Annotated in this window: 18 protein-coding genes and 2 pseudogenes; 16 read left to right on the forward strand and 4 right to left on the reverse strand. The window is 58.4% G+C overall.

Going from position 1 to position 20,238, the window contains the following annotated elements; translation table 11 throughout:
• The first annotated feature begins 51 nt into the window (after positions 1 to 51).
• Positions 52 to 423 carry a glutathione S-transferase N-terminal domain-containing protein gene (locus J3P95_RS18225; RefSeq protein WP_434581174.1) on the forward strand — a complete coding sequence of 124 codons (372 nt, stop codon included), beginning with the start codon at positions 52 to 54 and terminating at the stop codon, positions 421 to 423.
• A gap of 67 nt (positions 424 to 490) precedes the next feature.
• Here the strand turns inward: J3P95_RS18225 and J3P95_RS18230 are convergent.
• Positions 491 to 919: pseudogene (locus J3P95_RS18230) on the reverse strand (aminotransferase class I/II-fold pyridoxal phosphate-dependent enzyme); the annotation flags it as partial.
• 4 nt (positions 920 to 923) lie between these two features.
• Between J3P95_RS18230 and J3P95_RS18235 the strand changes: the two are divergent.
• From J3P95_RS18235 to J3P95_RS18255, 5 genes and pseudogenes are all read left to right on the forward strand, one after another.
• Positions 924 to 1,037, forward strand: a pseudogene (locus tag J3P95_RS18235) (MarR family transcriptional regulator); the annotation flags it as partial.
• A 242-nt stretch (positions 1,038 to 1,279) separates the two neighbouring features.
• Positions 1,280 to 2,629 carry an NCS2 family permease gene (locus J3P95_RS18240; RefSeq protein WP_434580209.1) on the forward strand — a complete coding sequence of 450 codons (1,350 nt, stop codon included), beginning with the start codon at positions 1,280 to 1,282 and terminating at the stop codon, positions 2,627 to 2,629.
• A gap of 63 nt (positions 2,630 to 2,692) precedes the next feature.
• Complete coding sequence (locus J3P95_RS18245) at positions 2,693 to 3,322, forward strand: LysE family translocator (protein WP_434580207.1); 630 nt, start codon at positions 2,693 to 2,695, stop codon at positions 3,320 to 3,322.
• Positions 3,323 to 3,426: 104 nt separating this feature from the next.
• Complete coding sequence (locus J3P95_RS18250) at positions 3,427 to 7,161, forward strand: calcium-binding protein (protein WP_434580205.1); 3,735 nt, start codon at positions 3,427 to 3,429, stop codon at positions 7,159 to 7,161.
• Between the two features lie 408 nt (positions 7,162 to 7,569).
• The gene (locus tag J3P95_RS18255; protein WP_434580204.1) at positions 7,570 to 8,781 is read left to right on the forward strand and encodes a hypothetical protein; all 1,212 of its coding nucleotides are present in this window, start codon (positions 7,570 to 7,572) and stop codon (positions 8,779 to 8,781) included.
• A gap of 106 nt (positions 8,782 to 8,887) precedes the next feature.
• Here J3P95_RS18255 and uraH read toward each other — a convergent pair whose 3' ends face one another.
• The gene (gene uraH / locus J3P95_RS18260; protein ID WP_434558161.1) at positions 8,888 to 9,241 is read right to left on the reverse strand and encodes a hydroxyisourate hydrolase; all 354 of its coding nucleotides are present in this window, start codon (positions 9,239 to 9,241) and stop codon (positions 8,888 to 8,890) included.
• Between the two features lie 412 nt (positions 9,242 to 9,653).
• Between uraH and puuE the strand changes: the two genes are divergently transcribed.
• The 6 genes from puuE to J3P95_RS18290 all read left to right on the forward strand — a co-directional run bounded on the left by puuE (position 9,654) and on the right by J3P95_RS18290 (position 14,947).
• Entirely contained in the window at positions 9,654 to 10,580 is a 927-nt protein-coding gene (gene puuE, locus J3P95_RS18265) for an allantoinase PuuE (RefSeq protein ID WP_434558162.1), read from the forward strand.
• On the forward strand, positions 10,577 to 11,092 hold the full coding sequence (gene uraD / locus J3P95_RS18270; protein ID WP_434558163.1) for a 2-oxo-4-hydroxy-4-carboxy-5-ureidoimidazoline decarboxylase: 516 nt from the start codon (positions 10,577 to 10,579) through the stop codon (positions 11,090 to 11,092). The genes puuE and uraD overlap by 4 nt, the downstream gene beginning before the upstream one ends.
• Before the next feature lie 68 nt (positions 11,093 to 11,160).
• Entirely contained in the window at positions 11,161 to 12,156 is a 996-nt protein-coding gene (gene alc, locus J3P95_RS18275; RefSeq protein ID WP_434580202.1) for an allantoicase, read from the forward strand.
• Positions 12,157 to 12,188: 32 nt separating this feature from the next.
• On the forward strand, positions 12,189 to 12,692 hold the full coding sequence (locus J3P95_RS18280; RefSeq protein WP_434580200.1) for an ureidoglycolate lyase: 504 nt from the start codon (positions 12,189 to 12,191) through the stop codon (positions 12,690 to 12,692).
• Positions 12,693 to 12,742: 50 nt separating this feature from the next.
• Entirely contained in the window at positions 12,743 to 14,044 is a 1,302-nt protein-coding gene (locus J3P95_RS18285) for a urate hydroxylase PuuD (protein ID WP_434558166.1), read from the forward strand.
• 117 nt (positions 14,045 to 14,161) lie between these two features.
• Positions 14,162 to 14,947 carry an outer membrane protein OmpK gene (locus J3P95_RS18290; protein ID WP_434558167.1) on the forward strand — a complete coding sequence of 262 codons (786 nt, stop codon included), beginning with the start codon at positions 14,162 to 14,164 and terminating at the stop codon, positions 14,945 to 14,947.
• 45 nt (positions 14,948 to 14,992) lie between these two features.
• On the opposite strand, the gene J3P95_RS18295 is transcribed toward J3P95_RS18290, so the two are convergent.
• Both J3P95_RS18295 and J3P95_RS18300 read right to left on the reverse strand, forming a co-directional pair.
• The gene (locus J3P95_RS18295; protein ID WP_434580197.1) at positions 14,993 to 16,165 is read right to left on the reverse strand and encodes a patatin-like phospholipase family protein; all 1,173 of its coding nucleotides are present in this window, start codon (positions 16,163 to 16,165) and stop codon (positions 14,993 to 14,995) included.
• 36 nt (positions 16,166 to 16,201) lie between these two features.
• Positions 16,202 to 17,134, reverse strand: coding sequence for a lipid A biosynthesis lauroyl acyltransferase (locus J3P95_RS18300; protein WP_434558168.1), 933 nt, complete (start codon positions 17,132 to 17,134; stop codon positions 16,202 to 16,204).
• Positions 17,135 to 17,252: 118 nt separating this feature from the next.
• Here J3P95_RS18300 and minC point away from each other — a divergent pair, with 118 nt between their 5' ends.
• From minC to J3P95_RS18320, 4 genes are all read left to right on the forward strand, one after another.
• A complete protein-coding gene (gene minC / locus J3P95_RS18305) occupies positions 17,253 to 17,987 on the forward strand; it encodes a septum site-determining protein MinC (protein ID WP_434558169.1) in 735 nt (244 codons plus the stop codon).
• 200 nt (positions 17,988 to 18,187) lie between these two features.
• Positions 18,188 to 19,000, forward strand: coding sequence for a septum site-determining protein MinD (minD, locus tag J3P95_RS18310; RefSeq protein WP_003179114.1), 813 nt, complete (start codon positions 18,188 to 18,190; stop codon positions 18,998 to 19,000).
• Positions 19,000 to 19,254: a cell division topological specificity factor MinE gene (minE, locus tag J3P95_RS18315; RefSeq protein ID WP_039594520.1), complete on the forward strand. Its 255-nt coding sequence runs from the start codon at positions 19,000 to 19,002 to the stop codon at positions 19,252 to 19,254. The genes minD and minE overlap by 1 nt, the downstream gene beginning before the upstream one ends.
• 100 nt (positions 19,255 to 19,354) lie before the next feature.
• Complete coding sequence (locus J3P95_RS18320; protein WP_018612476.1) at positions 19,355 to 19,990, forward strand: RluA family pseudouridine synthase; 636 nt, start codon at positions 19,355 to 19,357, stop codon at positions 19,988 to 19,990.
• The last annotated feature ends 248 nt before the right edge of the window (positions 19,991 to 20,238 follow it).

The raw sequence follows: 20,238 nt of genomic DNA on the forward strand, positions 1-20,238 counted from the left end.
ACGAAAAATCAGGTAAGCTGCGCGCCCTGTTCTTCCCGCGAGGCTTGTACCGTGATCGTCAAAGCGCTTCGAGTTGGCCTGGGCCAGCTCATCATCTTCCTCGATTTCATCGCCCGGCCCGCCAAGAAACAGCGCACGGCGCAAGCCCAGGCGCAAGTTGACCAGGCAGCCAGCGGCCTGACGCTGTTTCAATTCCACGCCTGTCCTTTTTGCGTGAAGACCCGCCGCGCCCTGCGTCGCCTCAACATGCCGGTGGCCCTGCGCGACGCGAAGAACAACGAGCAGGATCGCCAAACGCTGCTGGAGCAAGGCGGCAGGATCAAAGTGCCGTGCCTGCGAATTGAAGAAAATGGCGAGACCACGTGGTTGTATGAGTCGAAAGCGATCATCGATTATCTGGATAAGCGCTTTTCGGCGGCCTAAGGATTTTCAAGGCCGTGGATGGCCTTATCGCGCGCAAGCGTCGCAAGCCATCCGCCCTGAAGACTTCACGAGGCACCTTCCAGTCCGCCAGGTCGGAAAAATGCCGTTGCAGCGCGGCTTGGAACCCGTCGCGACGCTCCCGGTAGAAATCCCTCAACTTGCTCAGATGGCTGCGGCACTGCTCGGTGCCGATCCATTGCCACGCCTGCCAATGGCCGATGCGGTTGGTATGCAAATCCGCCGATTGCTTGAGCCGCAGCAGGTACGGGAACAGGAAAATCTGCAGCGCCGCCAAGTAAGTCGGTGCTTCGAGCGTGATCTCGGTGCCGACGTCGATGTGCAACTTCGCCGCCAGGTCGAGGGTTTGCTGGGAACCGCTGACCACCAGTACCTGGCTTGCCGCACATGGCAGGCCTAAGGATCGCGCCTGCGCTGCCAACGCTTCACGCAGGGCCGGCTCGCCTTCGCTCATGCCGTATTGGCCCATGGATCGCGGCGGGGCGTTGCGGCGCGAGCAGGTGAAATTGCTCGAACGAGTGTTTGCCGAGGCAGGCGAAGCAGCTGTCGATGGCTGGTTGGCGGTGAATCTGGGGTTAGGGAAGGCTAGCGACTGACAGCTTGCGCGTCCGATCCCAAGGCATTCTCATGGCGATATATCCCTATCGCCATAAATTTCGTCGACAAAACAGAAAACATTATTTGCTTTATTTGTATACAAAAGCATAATTCGCTTCGTGCGAGTTCCTGACCAAGCAGTCAACAACTTCGCCAGCCTTACCTGCCTCAATGCCTCGCAGCCTTCCTCAGGGAACACGCGGTGCTGGAATAACAATAAAACTCTTGAGGAGTACTCGCTGTGGAAAGCCGCAAACCCGAAGCCCAGACGCTGGATCTCTCGCCGCCATTACGCAGTGGCTGGCTGGAACGCCTCTTCAAACTCAGCTTGCATGGCACCACGGTGAAGACCGAGCTTATCGCCGGTGTCACGACCTTTATCACCATGGCCTACATCATCTTCGTCAACCCCAACATCATGGCCGATGCCGGCATCGATCACGGCGCCGCGTTTGTCGCCACCTGCATCGCCGCAGCCCTCGGTTGCCTGTTGATGGGCCTGTATGCCAACTGGCCGGTAGGCCTGGCACCCGGCATGGGCCTGAACGCTTTTTTTACCTACACCGTAGTCGGCACGATGGGCTACAACTGGGAAACCGCGCTGGGCGCAGTGTTTGTTTCCGGTGTGTTGTTCATGGTCCTGACCCTGTCGCGGATCCGTGAGTGGTTGCTCAACAGTATCCCGGTCAGCCTCCGCTACGCGATGGGCGCCGGGGTCGGGCTGTTCCTTGGACTGATCGGCCTGAAAACCGCCGGCATCGTCGTCGACAGCCCCGCCACGCTGATCAAGCTGGGCTCCCTGCACGAGCCCGGACCGCTGCTGGCCGCGGTGTGCTTTCTGATGATCGCTGTGCTCAGTTACCACCGCGTGTTCGGCGCGATCCTGATCAGCATCATTGCCGTGACCCTGGCCGGATGGGGCCTTGGGCTGGTGCAATACAACGGTGTGATGTCCACGCCGCCAAGCCTCGCACCCACCTGGATGGCGATGGACGTGGCCGGCGTATTCAATGTCAGCATGATCAGCGTGGTGCTGGCCTTCCTCTTCGTCCATATGTTCGACACCGCCGGCACCCTGATGGGCGTGGCCCAGCGCGCCGGCCTGGTGAAGCCCGATGGCAAGATCGAAAACCTGTCCAAGGCCCTGAAGGCCGACAGCGCTTCCAGCGTATTCGGCGCCATGGTCGGTGTGCCACCCGTCACCAGTTATGTGGAAAGCGCCGCCGGTGTCGCCGCCGGTGGCCGCACCGGGCTTACCGCCGTGACAGTCGGCGTGTTATTTATTGCCGCCATGTTCTTCGCACCGTTGGCGGGGATGATCCCCGCCTACGCCACGGCCGGTGCGCTGATTTATGTCGCCATGCTGATGATGGGCGGCATGGCCCACATCGAGTGGGACGAAGCGACTGACAGCATCCCGGCAATCGTTACAGCCATCATGATGCCGCTGACCTTTTCGGTCGCCGATGGCATTGCCCTGGGTTTCATCACCTACGTGGTGCTAAAGGCTGGCACCGGTAAATACAAGGAAATATCCGTCAGCTTGTGGGCGCTCTGCGCGATCTTTATCGCCAAGTTCATCTTCTTGTAGACGGTACACATCTTCATCCGCCTCACCCCGTTGGTGGGGCTATTGTGCATCAGGAGCAAAGCAATGAATCTGGAAACCTGGTTGTTGTTCAGCGGCGCCGCGTTAGTGGTGATCCTCATCCCCGGCCCGTTATCCTTGTTGATGATCAGCAACAGTTTGAACTACGGCCTGCGCCGCTCCTATCCGGCATTCCTCGGCGGGGTCATTGCTTCGATCTGCTTGCTTAGTGCCTCGGCGCTCGGGCTGGGGGCACTGTTGATGGCGTCCGAACAACTGTTCAGCGTGCTGAAGATAGTCGGAGCACTGTACCTGTTCTATCTCGCTTGGCAGAGCTGGAAGCAGTCGCGCCAGCCCTCGATTGCCACTGACCTGCCCCACGCTGTTGCGACTCCACGCTTTGCTGCATTGTTTGGCCGTGCGTTCGTGTTAGGCGCGAGTAATCCAAAGGATATTTTGTTTTTTGCCGCGTTCCTGCCGCAATTCCTGAGCGCGGAACACCCCTTTCTCCCGCAGTTGCTGGTCATGATCGCCACCTGGACGGTGCTCGATCTTGGCTGCAAGTTGATGTACGGGTTGAGCGCCCACGGAGCGGCGCGCTACTTACGGAGCGGCAAGGGTCAGAGTTGGTTCAACCGTATCAGTGCGGGGCTGTTCGGCAGCGCCGGCGCCGCTTCGTTGTTATCAACTCACTGATACACCAGGGCCAGGCAAAATATCGCAACAACCCTTTGATGTACACGCCTCGCAAAACTCACTACATCTAGCGCTCCCATCATTTCCGAACATGGACGTTCTCAATGGTTACCGACGCCCCTCTTTCCTCTCTGGACGATCATGCTGTCGTCATTACCGACATAGGTCTTCATGCCAACGAGTTTACCAGCGAGACGATCGATTTCAGCTTGGCCGAAAACGAGAAAATCGACCTCGAACGTAAGCTCAGGCGCGTTCAACTGGACGTTGTCGACAAGTTATATGGTCCGCTGAACATTGCGTCGCTGACCGTGACCCGCTCAGCACTGGATACACTAGGTGCAACCATCGATGGACAACCATTGAATGGCCAGAATTGCTTTTTCCGCACACCCAATCGGTTTTTCATCAATGCGCTGCAGTTCAGCTCGATTGATATCGAAGCGCGGATGAAAACAATCGCTGCCGTCGAAGATTATCGGCTGCCGACGTTACTGTTTGAAATGGCAAGTCAACGATCACCCAGCGCCGTCCCGTTGTTAAGCGTTCCGTCAGTACAACCGAAAACGTTGAACAGTTATCGGAGCAAACTGGAAAAGCTATTGATATACGCCCAACGACTGGAATTTCGCCAATCCCTCCAATTCAGCACACTACCCTGGGTCAACCAGGCGAAGAGCATAGCCATGACCCATACCGGCCTGGGACTTCAGGGCTTCGGTATTTACAGTGGCTTACGAGGGCTACAAGACGCCATTCGAAACAAGGACAGCTATAACACGATATTCAATAGCGCCAGCCTCGGCGCCGAGGTAAGTTCAATTGCCATTGAGGCCGCGCTGACCAGGCAGGCCACTCACATGCTCAAGGCGAGCCAGGGCGCTTTGAAAGACTTCACCAGAACGACATTTGCCGTCAGATTGGGCCGCGGTGCCGGCTTGATTGCAGGTGCATTAACACTGCCCATCGACATTATCTCCGCGATCAATGCCTTCAAGGATGCAGCGAAAAGTACCGGTAAGGACGCCATCGATCATTACGTCAGCGCAGCCTTGAGCATTACCAGTGCGGTGATGACAGTGTCGCTCGGTATTGCGGCGTTGGCAGGCTTTTCTGCAGCCGGCCCCGTGGGGCTTGTCGCTGGACTTATCCTAGCGCTAGGCGCGCAAATATGGGGAGCAGTACGCCAAGTGGATGAGATCGCCGACTATATTGAGCTCACCGCCCTTGAACGCCTGCGTACTGGATGGTTCGCTTTCTGGCTCATCGACCCGGACCGAGACATCAACGACCGATACCTTATTGCCAAAGCGACAGCCGAGCACACGAAAAAGCTCGAGGCTGAAGCCCTGTACTTATTGCAGGGGCCCCTCAAAGACACCACGGAAGCGATCGTAAACGGTGCGTTCAACGTAGAACTCGAAGACGTGCCCTTCAACGCAACGCATTGGCTGACCGGCAACAAATACGTTGATTACCTACAGCGACCAAAGATTACAGGTGGAGACGATACGATCGATGCCCGTGGGGGCGTTACCGTCGATACGCCAGGCGCAGTATTGGGCACTTCGGCCGAGGATAAAAACGTCCATTGGTATATCGGCGGCGGTAGCGACACTGTCTGGGGCGATGAAAAAAAACAGAATATCTTTCGCTACGGCGAGGGCATCAAAAACCTCACCGGAGGCGAAAAGGACGACGTGTTCATTTTCGAGGGGATCAATGCGCTGCCCAACGAGACGGACGACGATTTCGTGCCGGGCACGCTGGATGGTGGCCAAGGCAACGACACCTTGATTCTCGCAGGCAGGTCTAAAGATCACCAGGTCTGGAAGCTGGGTTACCGTGTCGACCTCTCCCGCAACCAGGTTCTGGTGACCAAAGCCGATAACACAAGCCACCTGCAGACGGTGCTGAAAAACATCGAAAACATAGAGATCCATGAAGGCGGCACTCATACCATCAAGGGCTCGGACGCGGTGAACATTATCAAGTCCTACGGCTGCGATACTGTCGAAGCGGGTGGAGGCGACGACCGTATTTATCTGCTAGGGAAAAACAATCTCGACGCAAAAGGCGGGGCCGGAAACGATTCGTACGTCATCGCCCATAGACCCGGTCGCATCACCCTTACAGAAGACGGCCTGGACGGCAGCATCATCTTGCTGGACTGGAGAGCCGACCTGATTGAAAACTGGCAAATCACCCAAAACGACTTGGTGCTCACATCACACTTCGACGCGAATGACCTGGACGTTCGCCAAGTGGTCATCAGGGACGTTTATAAGCGTATCGACGGACGTCGTAGCATTAATAATAAAGAAATGAATTTCCTGACGAAGGATGGTTACCAGCTGACCCCAGATCTGCCTGAGTTTCTTGAAGTTGACGGCCCTTTCCAGATAACCATTGCGATGACCAAACAGGGAACGCTACGAAATCCGTGGATATTGAAAGATTGGGTCATACAGACAGTCCCGCACGATAAAGACACGCACTATTACTTCTCACGCTTCACCAACGAGACCACGCTCAATATCAAACAACGCAGCGCCTTCACCACGACGCTCCACCTGGATTATGCCAGCGCCGAACTGACGCGCATCGAAGCCGACTACAGCATTTACTTCGCCGGCACGGATGAAGATGAAATCGATAACATTAAATATGGAAAGTGCGGCCTGACTTTATCTCTTGGCAAAAAACGGGTAAAGCTGCTCAATCTGGAAAGCGCCGACGAACGCTTCACCGCCCTAGCCCCTGGACGACGGATGTTTTCCAAGCTACGCCCGCAGCACACTTTTATCCTCGTCATGAACGATGGAAAATCCTATCGGCTTACCCTCCCCGATCCCAACCCCGCGCTTTTCCTCAACCGTGAAATTACAAAAGATAATCCACTGCAATGGAAGACGGATGTACGGCTGCCACTCAAACCTACGAAACACCTATATCCCTCTCTGCCACCGCTGGAAAAAGAACCCTTCCACATGCGCAACAGAGCGACTTGCGCTCGATTGAATCCGCCATCTGATGCATCGGGAGTTGAAGTCTTGATTGGCGAGGGCTCTACCTACCTTATCCACTTGAAGCCGGAAACGACGCTACGCCTTTCGACGCCAGGCGCACTGGCCAACGCCAATCCTCGCCTGCCTGCTGCTTCCACCTGGGAGCTCGACGCCACTCAATTGGGCCGGGTGGAAATAACCTTGCTTCCCAATCGGTTGAAAGTTGGCAGCGTGCTTATTCATCTACCTGAGTATGGCCCCGAAGACCTTATCGACCCAATACGGGTCATCACCGCAGAGGGCATTGTCCATGCCGTCGATGTTCTGTTTGAAGAAGTCTATATAGACGCTCTTGACGCCCGCTACTTCCGCCCACCAAAAAACGCGGACGATACACTTGCAAAAGAACTGTCCAGCCTGACGTCGGAGGATATAAAGGTCCTCAATGTCGCCGTCAGGGATGGTTCAGCCGGGACGGTGAGCTACAACTGGAAGAAACGAAACTGGTACCTGCGCGCGGACAGTCTCCGTGTGTTGGACGCGAGCGACCTGCGAAAAACCAATATGTGTGAGCATCAGATCGCGCGTTATCAAGACTTTGTTCAGCATACACTCAATGAAAACGCCGACTTCACCGTTGATATCTTGCAAGTTATTCGCACCGTGTGCATCACGCTGTCTGATAGCGTGATACCAAACGTCGTTGACGATGCAGCGTTTTCAGCGGCGTTGCAAAAGGCCTTCGGGACAACCGAGCTCCAATACGGAATATATTACGGACAGGATATCGAACCGAGATCACCCGCCGCCTCGATAATATTCCAGCTATGAAACACATCGTGTAACACGCAACGACTCCGCTAGACGTATATACCGCATTTTTCGTTTGATTCGCGCCGAAAATCAGCGCTCGTATGCTGACGCAGGCGCGAACCTCCTCGACCATTTCATTGAGACGAACAGATGCTTTCTCCAAAAAGACCGCGACCCAATACAAACACGCCGCCCAACCCTCATGCTACTGCGCACGAGGCGATGCCGGATACGGAACCCGAAAGGCCGCCCAGGCCAACAAGACCCTGGAATCCCGACACGACCCACGACACGGCGGCAGGGCCCTCATCCCGGCCCGATGCCGTCCAACACCCGACCGTCGCGATAGCGGACATCCCCGCATCAATTCTAGGCGCCGGTCCAACTACCTCGGCCCCGTTGAGCAACTACCGCTTGGCACCCTCCGTGGTTGAGAGGTTGCCGGCGCCAGATTTAGAGTCAGGCATTCGCACCTTCAAATCGCGCGCCTATGTCGATCTCGTGGGAGGGGGAACGGTCCGGATTGCCCAGGACGCGAACAGCCATTACCGAGCGAGACTGGACAGTGAACTCGAACCCTCCGGGCCATATCTCGAACGTATCGAAGCAAGCCTGCTATGGCGTGAGGCCCGGCAGCAAGCAGCGGCCCCGAACCCAGCAGCACAGGACGCAGCCATAATCAGCCGTTGGCGCGTCCAATCGGCATTCGCTGCACCTAACCGCATCACCATAGGCGGTCATCACTACTGGACAGTGGTTAACGACAATGCCAGGGCACACCCCATCGCCTATATCAAGGATCCTGCGCATTTAAGCTATGACTTCGACACCCTGGAGAACATCCTCCTGGATAATCCCAACTCCCAGCCTAGAGGCGCCATTCGGGTGCCGCCTCACAATCAATGGGAAATTGATCCAGGGCGTCCCTTCGAGATGCCGTTGATCGCTTCTTCAATTAAATCGTTCCCTGAACTACGGCCTTACATTCACGATAGATTTTCCAGAAGGCAATTTGAGCTGGCCAACGACGGGAAATTTGCCGATGCCCAAGGATTGACCACGTTGAGGCAGGTATTCCACAGCTGGCGAAGCGAGACACGTTCTCTTCATCCCGAGTTGAGTGATCCACTATTGATGTTACCGACCTTACCGGTCATTTCAGTCGTTCCGGACACAGTTCGCTCCCTGGAACTGCCGCACCCTGCGATGGTGCTCGGTCCCTTCGCACGATTGGACTTCGATCCAAATGTGTTCCCGAAACGAAAAAATTGGAGTGAATTGGCTGATGACGTACGTCTTAATGAATTCATGACCGAGCGTCTTGAACGTAACGGTTACACAGTTCGTCCGATTCCCTGGCTCCCTACCGCATTGATATTTCAACGACCACAACATGATTATGTCTATTTCATGACCCTGCACCGCACAGCAGATAGCACGATCTCCATACCTGCCCTGAACCCAAGAGGCAACGAGCTTGCATTGCGCCTTCAGTTCGATGACAGCGCAGCAGACGTTTTGCAAAATGCACACGCAAACAACAAGCTCATTTGTCTGCGCGGAGGCATACAGCGCTATACAAACCTGGGGACTCAGGAAACGCGAGAGACCGTCTTCATCGTCAGGGATGACACCTAAAACACAGGACCGCGACACCCATGAAAAAAAGCCCGCAGTGTGAGCGGGCTAAAAACCAAAGAAGCTATGCGCAGTCGCTTCCAGGGCAAGGCAGCTGCTTGGGGGCTCAGCTGCCTCGATACGTTGAATAGGCGTAAGGCGAAATCAGCAAGGGCACATGGTAGTGCTCTTGCTCGTTAGAAATACCAAAGCGCAGCACCACCACATCCAGGAACGCCGGTTCGGACAGCTGGACGCCACGGGCGCGGTAGTAATCGCCGGCATGGAATTGAATCTGATAGACGCCGCTGCGGTAGTCATCCCCTTGCAACAGCGGTGTATCGCAACGGCCGTCGCTGTTGGTCGATGCACTGGCAACCAAGAGCAATTGCGAACCTTCCACGCGGTATAGCTCGATCCTGATGGAGCTGCCCGGGCAGCCGTGTGCGGCATCCAAAACGTGTGTAGTCAGACGTCCCATTGATTGTGCGTGCCTCGCTGCTGAGCAGCCCGGCACGGCGCCTCCTGAGTCAGTTGAAAAGACAGGCTGCACCGTTTCGAAGCATGAAACGGTGCGGCAGTGGGCGAATTAAGACACTTCAAACATAAATTGTACACAATAAAAAACAAAAATTTGCGTCATGTGGTTGATGATGCGCGCAGCGCCTCGATCTGTGCGCGATCCAGCGCACCCGCCAGCTGTCGGGGTATAAATTGACCAAGTGGGCAGATTTCTTGCAGTGTAGACAAACTGCCGCCTGCGGTAAAAAATGCAAAAAACGGGCTTACAAGTCGCTAGCGAAGTTGTATACAATCAGTCCATCGTCGTGACGCCAGCCAGATATTCAAGCCCGGGCGCCACCCACATGGTTCGAACAAGAAGGAAGACTGCAGTGAGCGCTGACTACCCACGCGACCTGATCGGTTACGGCAGTAACCCTCCCCATCCTCATTGGCCGGGCAATGCCCGCATCGCCCTGTCGTTCGTGCTCAACTACGAAGAAGGCGGCGAGCGCAACATCCTGCATGGCGACCGTGAGTCCGAAGCGTTCCTCTCCGAAATGGTGTCGGCGCAACCGCTGCTGGGCGAGCGCAACATGAGCATGGAGTCGCTGTATGAGTATGGCAGCCGCGCCGGTGTCTGGCGGGTCCTCAAGTTGTTCAAAGAGTTCGACATCCCGCTGACCATCTTCGCCGTCGCCATGGCCGCCCAGCGCCACCCCGACGTGATCCGCGCCATGGTCGCCGCCGGTCATGAAATCTGTAGCCACGGCTATCGCTGGATCGACTACCAGTACATGGATGAAGCCCAGGAACGCGAGCATATGCTCGAGGCGATCCGCATCCTCACCGAAATTACCGGCGAACGCCCGCTGGGTTGGTACACCGGCCGCACCGGTCCCAACACCCGTCGACTGGTGATGGAAGAAGGCGGTTTTCTCTATGACAGCGACACTTACGACGACGACCTGCCCTACTGGGAACCGAACAACCCCACCGGCAAGCCGCACCTGGTGATCCCGTACACCCTGGACACCAACGATATGCGCTTCACTCAGGTGCAGGGTTTCAACAAGGGTGACGATTTTTTCCAGTACCTCAAGGACGCCTTCGACGTGTTGTATGCCGAAGGCGCTGAGGCACCGAAGATGCTTTCCATTGGGTTGCATTGCCGCTTGATCGGCCGCCCTGCGCGCCTGGCATCACTCAAGCGTTTCCTTGAATATGTAAAAGGCCATGAGCGCGTGTGGTTCAGCCGTCGCGTCGACATTGCCCGCCATTGGCAGCAGACCCACCCGTATCAGGGAGCTGCCAAATGAGTGCCTTCCAGACCCTCAAGCCTTCCACCTTGAGCCGCGAAGCCTTCGTCAAGGCCTTCGCCGACATCTACGAACATTCGCCATGGGTTGCCGAAAAGGCCTTTGACCTGGGCCAGGATCCCTCGATCGACGAGATCGAAACCCTGCACCAGCGCATGAGCGACATCCTGTTGAGTGCCGATCACCCCAGCCAGCTGGCGCTGATCAACGCTCACCCGGACCTGGCAGGCAAAGCTGCCGTTCAGGGCCAACTGACCGAAGCCAGCACCAACGAACAGGCTGGCGCCGGTATCCACCAATGCACGGCCGAAGAGTTCCAGCGCTTCACCGAGCTGAACGAGGCCTACAAAGCCAAGTTCAAGTTTCCCTTCATCATGGCGGTAAAAGGCAGCAACCGGCACCAGATCCTCGCCGCGTTCGAAACGCGCATCCACAACTCGACAGACGTCGAATTCAAATGCGCGCTGGCGGAGATCAACAAGATCGCGTTGTTCCGATTACTGACCCTTTAGCAAGCAGGCCCCGGGAACCGGGGGACTGCAAGCATCCCCAGCCAACTTATCAAAGGCAGACAAGAAGAATGAAAGCTTACGCCGTACCGTTCGAGAAGTTCGTCAACCTGGCCGATGCCCGCCTGGGCACCAAAATCATTTCGGTGACCGATGACTGGTTCGCCGACGCCAACCGGCTGTTCCAGCCGACCCCGGCCGTGTGGAAGGAGGGCGTGTTCGATGACAACGGCAAATGGATGGACGGCTGGGAGTCGCGCCGCAAGCGCTTTGAAGGCTACGACAGCGCGGTGATTCGCCTCGGTGTACCCGGCTCGATCAAGGGCGTGGACATCGACACCTCATTCTTCACCGGCAACTACCCACCGTCGGCCTCCCTGGAAGCCTGCTTCGTGGCGCAAGGCGAGCCGGACGAACACACCCAGTGGACCGAAGTGCTGTCAGCCGTCGAGCTCAAAGGCGACAGCCATCACTACCATGAAATCGGCAACGACCAGGCCTTCAGCCACCTGCGCTTCAACATTTATCCGGATGGCGGCGTGGCCCGATTGCGGGTGTACGGCATTCCGTACCGCGACTGGTCCGCCGTCGGCGACAACGAACAGATCGACTTGGCCGCTGCCCTCAACGGTGGCCGCGCCCTGGCCTGCTCCGACGAACACTTCGGCCGCATGAGCAACATCCTCAACCCGGGCCGTGGCATCAACATGGGCGACGGCTGGGAAACCGCCCGTCGTCGCACCCCGGGCAATGACTGGGTGATCGTCGCCCTGGGCCACGCCGGCATCGTTGAAAAAGTCGTCGTCGACACGCTGCACTTCAAGGGCAACTACCCCGACAGTTGCTCGATCCAGGGCGCGTTCGTCAAGGGCGGCACCGACAGCCAGATCGAGACCCAGTCGCTGTTCTGGCGCGAACTGTTGCCAAGCCAGAAGCTGGAAATGCATGCCGAACACGCCTTCGCCGAACAGATCAAGGCGCTGGGACCGATCACCCACATTCGCCTGAATGTGTTCCCGGACGGTGGTGTGAGTCGCCTCCGGGTGCTGGGTAAAGTTGCGAAATAAACGATCACACTCAAAAGATAAAGAAGACCAGCATGCGCACACTCAAGATCGAACCGCTGACCAAAGAAGCCTTCGCCCCGTTCGGTGACGTGATCGAAACCTCTGGCCGCGATCACTTCATGATCAATAACGGTTCGACCCTGCGCTTCCATCGCCTGGCAACGGTTGAAACCGCTACGCCGGACGACCAGGCGATCATCAGCATTTTCCGCGCCGACGCGCAGGACATGCCGCTGACCGTGCGCATGCTGGAGCGTCATCCGCTGGGCAGCCAGGCTTTCATCCCGCTGCTCGGCAACCCCTTTCTGATTGTGGTCGCGCCACTTGGCGATGCACCTGTATCAGGCTTGGTCCGCGCCTTCGTCACCAACGGCAGGCAGGGCATCAATTACCATCGCGGCGTCTGGCACCACCCGGTGCTGACGATCGAAAAGCGGGATGACTTCCTGGTGGTTGATCGCAGTGGCACAGGCAATAACTGCGATGAGCATTTTTTCAAAGAGGATGAGTATTTGATCCTCGCCCCCCACCAATAAGAGAAGGTCCGATCACCCGAAACAAGGGTGACGGGCGAGAGGTAAAGACTGTGGAAGCACATTTGCTGGAATGGCTGAACCTGAGCGTTCGCTGGGTTCATATGATCACTGGCGTGGCCTGGATCGGCGCGTCGTTCTACTTCGTCTGGCTGGAAAACAACCTCAATCGCGTCAACCCCAGGAGCGGCTTGGCTGGCGACCTGTGGGCCATCCACGGTGGCGGTATCTATCACCTGGAAAAATACAAACTCGCGCCACCGTCCATGCCGGACAACCTGCACTGGTTCAAATGGGAAGCCTACTTCACCTGGATGTCGGGCATCGCCCTGCTGTGCGTGGTGTTCTATTGGAACCCGACTGTCTACCTGCTGGCTCCCGGCAGCAACTTGAGTGGCACCGAGGGCGTGGCCCTGGGCATCGGTTCTTTGTTCGTCGGCTGGTTCGTCTACTCCTTTCTTTGCGATTCCGCGCTGGGCAAGCGCCCTGCCCTGCTCGGCCTGATCCTGTTCGTGCTGTTGATCGCCGCGGCATACGGGTTCAGCAAGGTGTTCAGCGGTCGTGGTGCTTACCTGCACGTGGGCGCGGTCATCGGTACGATCATGGTCGGTAACGTGTTCCGCATCATCATGCCGGCCCAACGCGCGCTGGTCGCGGCCATCGCCGAAAATCGCACGCCTGACCCGGCATTGCCGGCCAAGGGCTTGTTACGCTCGCGCCACAACAACTACTTCACCCTGCCGGTGCTGTTCATCATGATCAGCAACCACTTCCCGAGCACCTACGGCAGCCAATACAACTGGCTGATCCTGGCCGGGATCGCCGTGGCGGCGGTGTTGGTGCGGCACTACTTCAACACGCGGCATGACAGCAACAAATTCGCCTGGACCTTGCCGGTAGGTGCCCTGGCGATGATCTGCCTGGCGTATGTCACCGGTCCCAAGCCCATGTCCACCGCACCGGAAGTGGCCAAGAACCCGAGCGTCATCGAGTACCAGCCATTGCCGGAGACTGCAGTGGGCGGCGGAGCCAAACCGGCGACGGCGGCGACCGCCCCGGCAGCGGCGCCCGCCCAGGCTTCCAACGCCCGAGGCCCTTCGTTCGAGAAAGTCCATAGCGTGATCCAGGAACGCTGCTCGGTCTGCCATTCGGCCAAACCCACCAGCCCGCTGTTCAGCGCGGCGCCGGGCGGAGTGATGTTCGACACGCCGCAGCAGATCCAGCAAGAGGCCGCGCGCATCCAGGCCCAGGCGGTGACCACCCAGATCATGCCGTTGGGCAACATCACGCAGATGACCCAGCAGGAACGCGACCTGATCGGCGCCTGGATCACCCAAGGCGCGCGCACCCACTAGTCCCGTTACAAACGCAATACCGCAGACAGGCAGACCGGCACCCGACCGGTCGCCTGTCTGCGGCTGCCTGCGCCTCAACAATAACAACAAGACCACTTACCTTTGGGAGCAAACCGAATGAAGCGTACGTGCACCAACCTGATACTCGCGGGAGCGTTGTTGGCCGGGGGCCAGGCGATGGCAGGCGATCTCCTCCAGTGGCAGAACAACAGCCTAAGCTACCTCTATGGCAAGGATTTCCAGATCAACCCGCGCATCCAGCAGACCGTGACGTTCGAGCACGCCGATGCCTGGCAATATGGCGACAACTTCTTCTTCCTTGACCGGATCTTCTACAACGGCCAGGACGACAGCAATTCCGGCCCGAACACTTATTACGGCGAATTCAGCCCACGCTTGTCGTTCGGCAAGATCTTCGACCAGAAGCTCGCACTGGGTCCGGTCAAAGACGTCCTGCTGGCCATGACGTACGAGTTCGGTGAAGGCGACAACGAGTCGTACCTGATCGGTCCAGGTTTTGACCTGGCGATTCCTGGGTTCGATTACTTCCAACTGAATTTTTACAATCGCCAGACCGAAGGCCCGCGTGCCGGCGACAACGTCTGGCAGATAACCCCGGTCTGGGCCATTACCGTGCCCGTGGGTTCATCCGACATCCTGTTCGACGGGTTCATCGATTGGGTCGTGGACAACGACACCCACTCCAAGGGCACGTACCACGCCAACCTGCACATCGTCCCGCAGATCAAATATGACTTGGGCAAAGCCCTGAAGTTGGGCGCCAAGCAGTTGTATGTGGGAGTGGAATATGACTACTGGAAGAACAAATACGCGATTGAAGACAGCGACGGGTTCAAGACCAACCAGAGCAATACCAGCTTCTTGTTGAAGTACCACTTCTGATCGAAACGAGCGCTCCCAGCAGGTCCATTGTCGGCGCGAGCCGGCTCACGATAGCGGTGGACCTGCTTGTAGCCCCAGGAACCGGCACAACGCCTCACGTTGCGCCAACGCATCCTGACGTCCCAGCTCGATCAACTCGCCGCAATACCCCGCCTCGAACAGCAGATAACTCAGCACCCCGGCGCCGCTGGTCTTGGTCGCGCCCGGCCCGCGCAAGAACACCCGCAGTGCACGGGGCAATTCCTGGCGATGACGGGCAGCGATCTCGTCGATTGGCTGGCTCGGCGAAATCACCAGCACCTCCACCGGAGCTGCGCCGAGGGCGTGGGCCGGTACGTCGTCGGGTAGCATGTGACTGAACTGGTTCAGACGCTCGAGCAGCTCGATGTCGCTTTCCAGGCTGTCGATGAACGTACTGTTGAGCATATGGCCGCCGATCTGTGCGAGGGTCGGTTGCTGCCCGGTGTAGGTGCGCTCCGTCGGAGTCAGCCCACCCGCGCCACGGGGGTTGCCGCTCACACCGATGACCAGTACTCGATTCGCCCCCAAGTGCAGGGCCGGGCTGATCGGCGCCGATTGGCGCACCGCGCCGTCGCCGAAATATTGTGGGCCGATCTTGACCGGAGCAAACAACAAGGGGATCGCCGAGCTGGCCAGCAGGTGCTCCACCGTCAACTGCGTGGGCACACCGATGCGTCGATGCCGCAGCCAGGCGCCAATGGTGCCGCGACCTTGATAGAACGTCACTGCCTGTCCGGATTCGTAGCCGAACGCTGTCACCGCCACTGCGCGCAATTGATGCTCGGCGATCGCCTGTTCGATGCCCGATGCGTGGAACTGTGCCTGGAGCAGCTCGCGCAAGGGCGAACTGTCGATCAGCGCCACCGGCAGCTTGGCGCCCAGGCCGAGCAGGCTATGACTGAAAAAACGCGTCGCCTGGCCCATCACGCCACGCCAGTCGCTGCGCATGACCTGATGGCTGCGCACCGCCTGCCAGAAGGCCGTCAGGCGTTCGATGGCAGTCTTGAAGTCCATCGCCCCACTCGCCAGGCTGACCGCGTTGATCGCACCGGCCGACGTCCCGACGATCACCGGGAAAGGATTTCGCGCCCCGTCCGGCAACAACTCGGCGATGGCCGCCAGTACGCCTACCTGATACGCCGCCCGAGCCCCGCCGCCGGAAAGAATCAAACCTGTTACCGGTTCAGCTGGGGTCATCGCAAAACTCCGTCGTCAGTCAATTAGGCTACACGCTCAACCGCGCTTTTCGTACAGCTTCGGCTCGCCCGGTGGACGGGTCTTGAACCGCCGGTGGGCCCATAGGTATTGCGCGGGACACTGGCTGACCGAACGCTCTACCCATTGGTTGATCCGCAGGCAATCGGCCTCTTCGGTCTCGCCCGGAAAATCTTCCAGCGGCGCCTGGATCACCAGACGATAGCCGCTGCCATCGGCCAGGCGTTCCTGGACGAACGGCACGACCAGCGCCTTGCCCAAGCGGGCGAATTTACTGGTTGCGGTCACTGTCGCCGCCTGGATACCGAACAGCGGCACGAACACACTTTGCTTGGCGCCGTAGTCCTGGTCCGGCGCATACCAGATCGCCCGGCCGGCGCGCAGCAACTTGAGCATGCCGCGCACGTCATCACGCTCCACCGCCAGGGAATCGAGGTTATGGCGTTCACGACCCCGGCGCTGAATGTAGTCGAACAGCGGGTTCTTGTGCTCGCGGTACATGCCATCAATGGTGTGCTGCTGCCCCAGCAACGCCGCGCCGATTTCCAGCGTGGTGAAATGCAGCGCCATCAGGATCACACCCTTGCCGTCGCGCTGGGCCTGCTTGAGATGCTCGAGCCCTTCGACATGGGCGAGCTTCGCCAGGCGCGAACGTGACCACCACCAGCTCATGGCCATTTCGAAGAAGGCGATGCCGGTGGAGGCAAAGTTTTCCTTGAGCAAGCGCTTGCGTTCGGCAGCGGACTTCTCGGGGAAGCACAACGCCAGGTTGCGACTGGCGATGCGCCGCCGGTCGCCGGCCACACGGTACATCAGCGCGCCCAACGCACGGCCGACCCGCAGCAACAGTGGATAGGGCAACTGAACGATCAGCCACAACAATCCCAGGCCACACCACAGTAGCCAGAAACGCGGGTGAAAAAACGCAGCTCGAAAACGCGGGCGATCCATTACAGCTTCCATCAAGACCTGGGCCGCGCATTCTACATTGTTCGACTCGGCTTGCGGCTCGCGGGCGATCTCGTTATAAGTCTCGGCACTTTTAGTGACAAGTCGTTGTACGCCGACCATGAGCCAAACCGAACCGCTAGACCAAGATCCCGTGTTCCAGCTGAAGGGCAGCATGCTCGCCATTACGGTGCTGGAACTGGCCCGTAACGACCTGGAAGGACTTGACCGGCAGTTGGCGGCGAAAGTCGCCCAGGCGCCGAACTTTTTCAGCAACGCCCCGCTGGTACTGGCGCTGGACAAGCTGCCGGCTGGCGAAGGCTCGGTGGATTTGCCAGGGCTGATGCGCGTTTGCCGCCAGCATGGACTGCGCACCCTGGCGATCCGCGCCAGCCGCATTGAAGACATCGCCGCCGCCATCGCCGTGGACATTCCGGTGCTGCCGCCCTCCGGCGCCCGCGAACGCGTGCTGGAGCTGAGCCCGGCCGAAACGAAAAAGCCGGAAAAACCGCCAGAGCCCACCGTCAAGCCCACCCGAATCATCACCTCGCCGGTGCGCGGCGGGCAGCAGATCTATGCCCAAGGTGGCGATCTGGTCATCATCTCTTCGGTCAGCCCCGGCGCGGAACTTCTCGCCGATGGCAACATCCATGTATACGGCCCGATGCGCGGCCGAGCGCTGGCCGGTGTCAAGGGCGACACCAAGGCAAGGATTTTCTGTCAGCAGTTGAGCGCGGAACTGATCTCCATCGCCGGGCATTACAAGGTTTCCGAGGATTTGCGGCGCGACCCGTTGTGGGGGGCCGGCGTCCAGGTCAGCCTTTCGGGCGACGTGTTGAACATCATTCGGCTTTAACGGATACTGCCGCATTTTCCAAGCATCTCTAAAACGTAGCGAAAACGGCTTGAACGACGTAGGAAAAAGATCAGGCAGTGTTTACCGGAGGTAGACCCCGCCGCACATCCGATTCCAGCCAAGCCTGTCCAATTGCAGCAGTTTTCCAGAGATGTTTTTCAGGGGCTGACAAAGTCCTTTTTCCTTAGGGGTGAAACACCTTGGCCAAGATTCTCGTGGTTACATCCGGCAAGGGTGGTGTGGGTAAGACCACCACCAGCGCCGCTATCGGTACCGGCCTCGCCTTGCGCGGCCACAAAACAGTCATCGTCGACTTCGACGTCGGCCTGCGTAACCTCGACCTGATCATGGGTTGCGAGCGTCGCGTGGTCTATGACTTCGTCAACGTGGTCAACGGCGAAGCGAACCTGCAGCAGGCCCTGATCAAGGACAAGCGCCTTGAAAACCTCTACGTGCTGGCCGCCAGCCAGACCCGCGACAAAGACGCGCTGACCCAGGAAGGCGTGGAAAAAGTCCTGATGCAACTCAAGGAAGACTTCGAGTTCGTGGTCTGCGACTCCCCGGCCGGTATCGAGAAGGGTGCCCACCTGGCCATGTACTTCGCGGACGAAGCGATTGTCGTGACCAACCCGGAAGTCTCGTCGGTGCGTGACTCGGACCGCATGCTGGGCCTGTTGGCGAGCAAATCCCGGCGTGCCGAGAAAGGCGAAGAGCCGATCAAGGAACACTTGCTGCTGACCCGCTACAATCCCCAACGCGTCAGCGACGGCGAAATGCTCGGCGTCGAAGACGTCAAGGAAATCCTCGCGGTGACCCTGCTGGGCGTGATCCCGGAATCCCAAGCCGTACTCAAGGCCTCGAACTCCGGCGTGCCGGTCATCCTTGACGACCAGAGCGACGCCGGCCAGGCGTACAGCGATGCAGTCGATCGTCTGCTGGGCAAAACCGTCGAGCATCGATTCCTCGATGTCACGAAGAAAGGTTTCTTCGAGCGCCTGTTTGGAGGTAGGTAATGAACCTTTTTGACTTCTTTCGTGCCAACAAAAAGCCAAGTACCGCCTCGGTAGCGAAAGAGCGTCTACAGATCATCGTGGCGCACGAACGCGGCCAACGCAGCACCCCGGATTACCTGCCTGCGTTGCAGAAGGAACTGGTGGAGGTGATCCGCAAGTACGTCAATATCGGCAACGATGACGTACATGTCGCGCTGGAAAGCCAGGGCAGCTGCTCGATCCTGGAACTCAATATCACCCTGCCGGATCGCTGATCGCACCGGCGGGAGCCACGGCGGCTCGGGCTCTTCTGCTCTTCCTTTGGGAATTGAGAAAGGCCCGGGCCGCCGTTGGCGTTTGTAACGAGACCGTTTAATGCCCCTGTCCAACATCCGCATCATCCACCAGGACGCCGCCGTGCTCGTGGTCGACAAGCCGACCCTGCTGCTCTCCGTGCCTGGCCGGGCGGACGACAACAAAGACTGCCTGATCACCCGCCTGCAGGAAAACGGCTATCCGGAAGCACGAATCGTGCACCGGCTGGACTGGGAAACGTCCGGCATCATCCTGTTGGCCCGCGACCCGGATACGCATCGCGAACTGTCTCGGCAGTTTCATGACCGTGAAACCGAAAAAGCCTACACGGCATTGTGCTGGGGCCAACCGGAGCTGGACAGCGGCAGCATCGACCTGCCCTTGCGCTACGACCCGCCGACCAAACCTCGTCACGTGGTGGACCATGAACAGGGCAAACACGCCCTGACGTTCTGGCGTGTACTGGAACGTTGCGGCGACTGGTGTCGGGTCGAACTGACGCCGATCACTGGACGCTCGCACCAGTTGCGGGTGCACATGCTTTCCATCGGCCATCCGTTGCTAGGCGACGGACTCTACGCCCACCCGCAGGCCTTGGCCGCCTGGCCACGCTTGTGCCTGCACGCCAGCATGCTCAGCTTCACCCACCCGCAAAGCGGCGAGCGCCTGCGCTTCGAGTGCCCGGCGCCGTTCTAGACGTTGACGTTTATATTAAGTCGAGCCATGCAGTCCCGGACTTACAGGCTTCGGCTTCGGCGACCGTCCTGTTTGTAAAAAAAAATTCACATTAAACGAAATGTGTCTAAGATAATGGCCTTTCGCCAAGGCAGGACGCCCGTGCCAGACCCCTCGACACTCCATAGGGACTATCCCTACACTTTTCGCTTCTTGAACACCGATTTGCATTTGCGGGACGTACCTTGTCATCGCACTGAGCACGCGCT

This window comes from Pseudomonas sp. Z5-35 (assembly GCF_051131945.1).
Taxonomy (GTDB): Bacteria; Pseudomonadota; Gammaproteobacteria; order Pseudomonadales; family Pseudomonadaceae; genus Aquipseudomonas; species Aquipseudomonas marvdashtae.

What these genes read in the sequence shown, in the direction of transcription:
- alc (WP_434580202.1), top strand. Translation starts at nt 11,161, where the DNA reads ATGAAAGCTTACGCCGTACCGTTCGAGAAGTTCGTCAACCTGGCCGAT.
- minE (WP_039594520.1), top strand. Translation starts at nt 19,000, where the DNA reads ATGAACCTTTTTGACTTCTTTCGTGCCAACAAAAAGCCAAGTACCGCC.
- J3P95_RS18290 (WP_434558167.1), top strand. Translation starts at nt 14,162, where the DNA reads ATGAAGCGTACGTGCACCAACCTGATACTCGCGGGAGCGTTGTTGGCC.
- uraD (WP_434558163.1), top strand. Translation starts at nt 10,577, where the DNA reads ATGAGTGCCTTCCAGACCCTCAAGCCTTCCACCTTGAGCCGCGAAGCC.
- J3P95_RS18320 (WP_018612476.1), top strand. Translation starts at nt 19,355, where the DNA reads ATGCCCCTGTCCAACATCCGCATCATCCACCAGGACGCCGCCGTGCTC.
- J3P95_RS18295 (WP_434580197.1), bottom strand. Translation starts at nt 16,165, where the DNA reads ATGACCCCAGCTGAACCGGTAACAGGTTTGATTCTTTCCGGCGGCGGG.
- J3P95_RS18245 (WP_434580207.1), top strand. Translation starts at nt 2,693, where the DNA reads ATGAATCTGGAAACCTGGTTGTTGTTCAGCGGCGCCGCGTTAGTGGTG.
- minC (WP_434558169.1), top strand. Translation starts at nt 17,253, where the DNA reads ATGAGCCAAACCGAACCGCTAGACCAAGATCCCGTGTTCCAGCTGAAG.
- uraH (WP_434558161.1), bottom strand. Translation starts at nt 9,241, where the DNA reads ATGGGACGTCTGACTACACACGTTTTGGATGCCGCACACGGCTGCCCG.
- J3P95_RS18250 (WP_434580205.1), top strand. Translation starts at nt 3,427, where the DNA reads ATGGTTACCGACGCCCCTCTTTCCTCTCTGGACGATCATGCTGTCGTC.
- J3P95_RS18280 (WP_434580200.1), top strand. Translation starts at nt 12,189, where the DNA reads ATGCGCACACTCAAGATCGAACCGCTGACCAAAGAAGCCTTCGCCCCG.
- J3P95_RS18300 (WP_434558168.1), bottom strand. Translation starts at nt 17,134, where the DNA reads ATGGATCGCCCGCGTTTTCGAGCTGCGTTTTTTCACCCGCGTTTCTGG.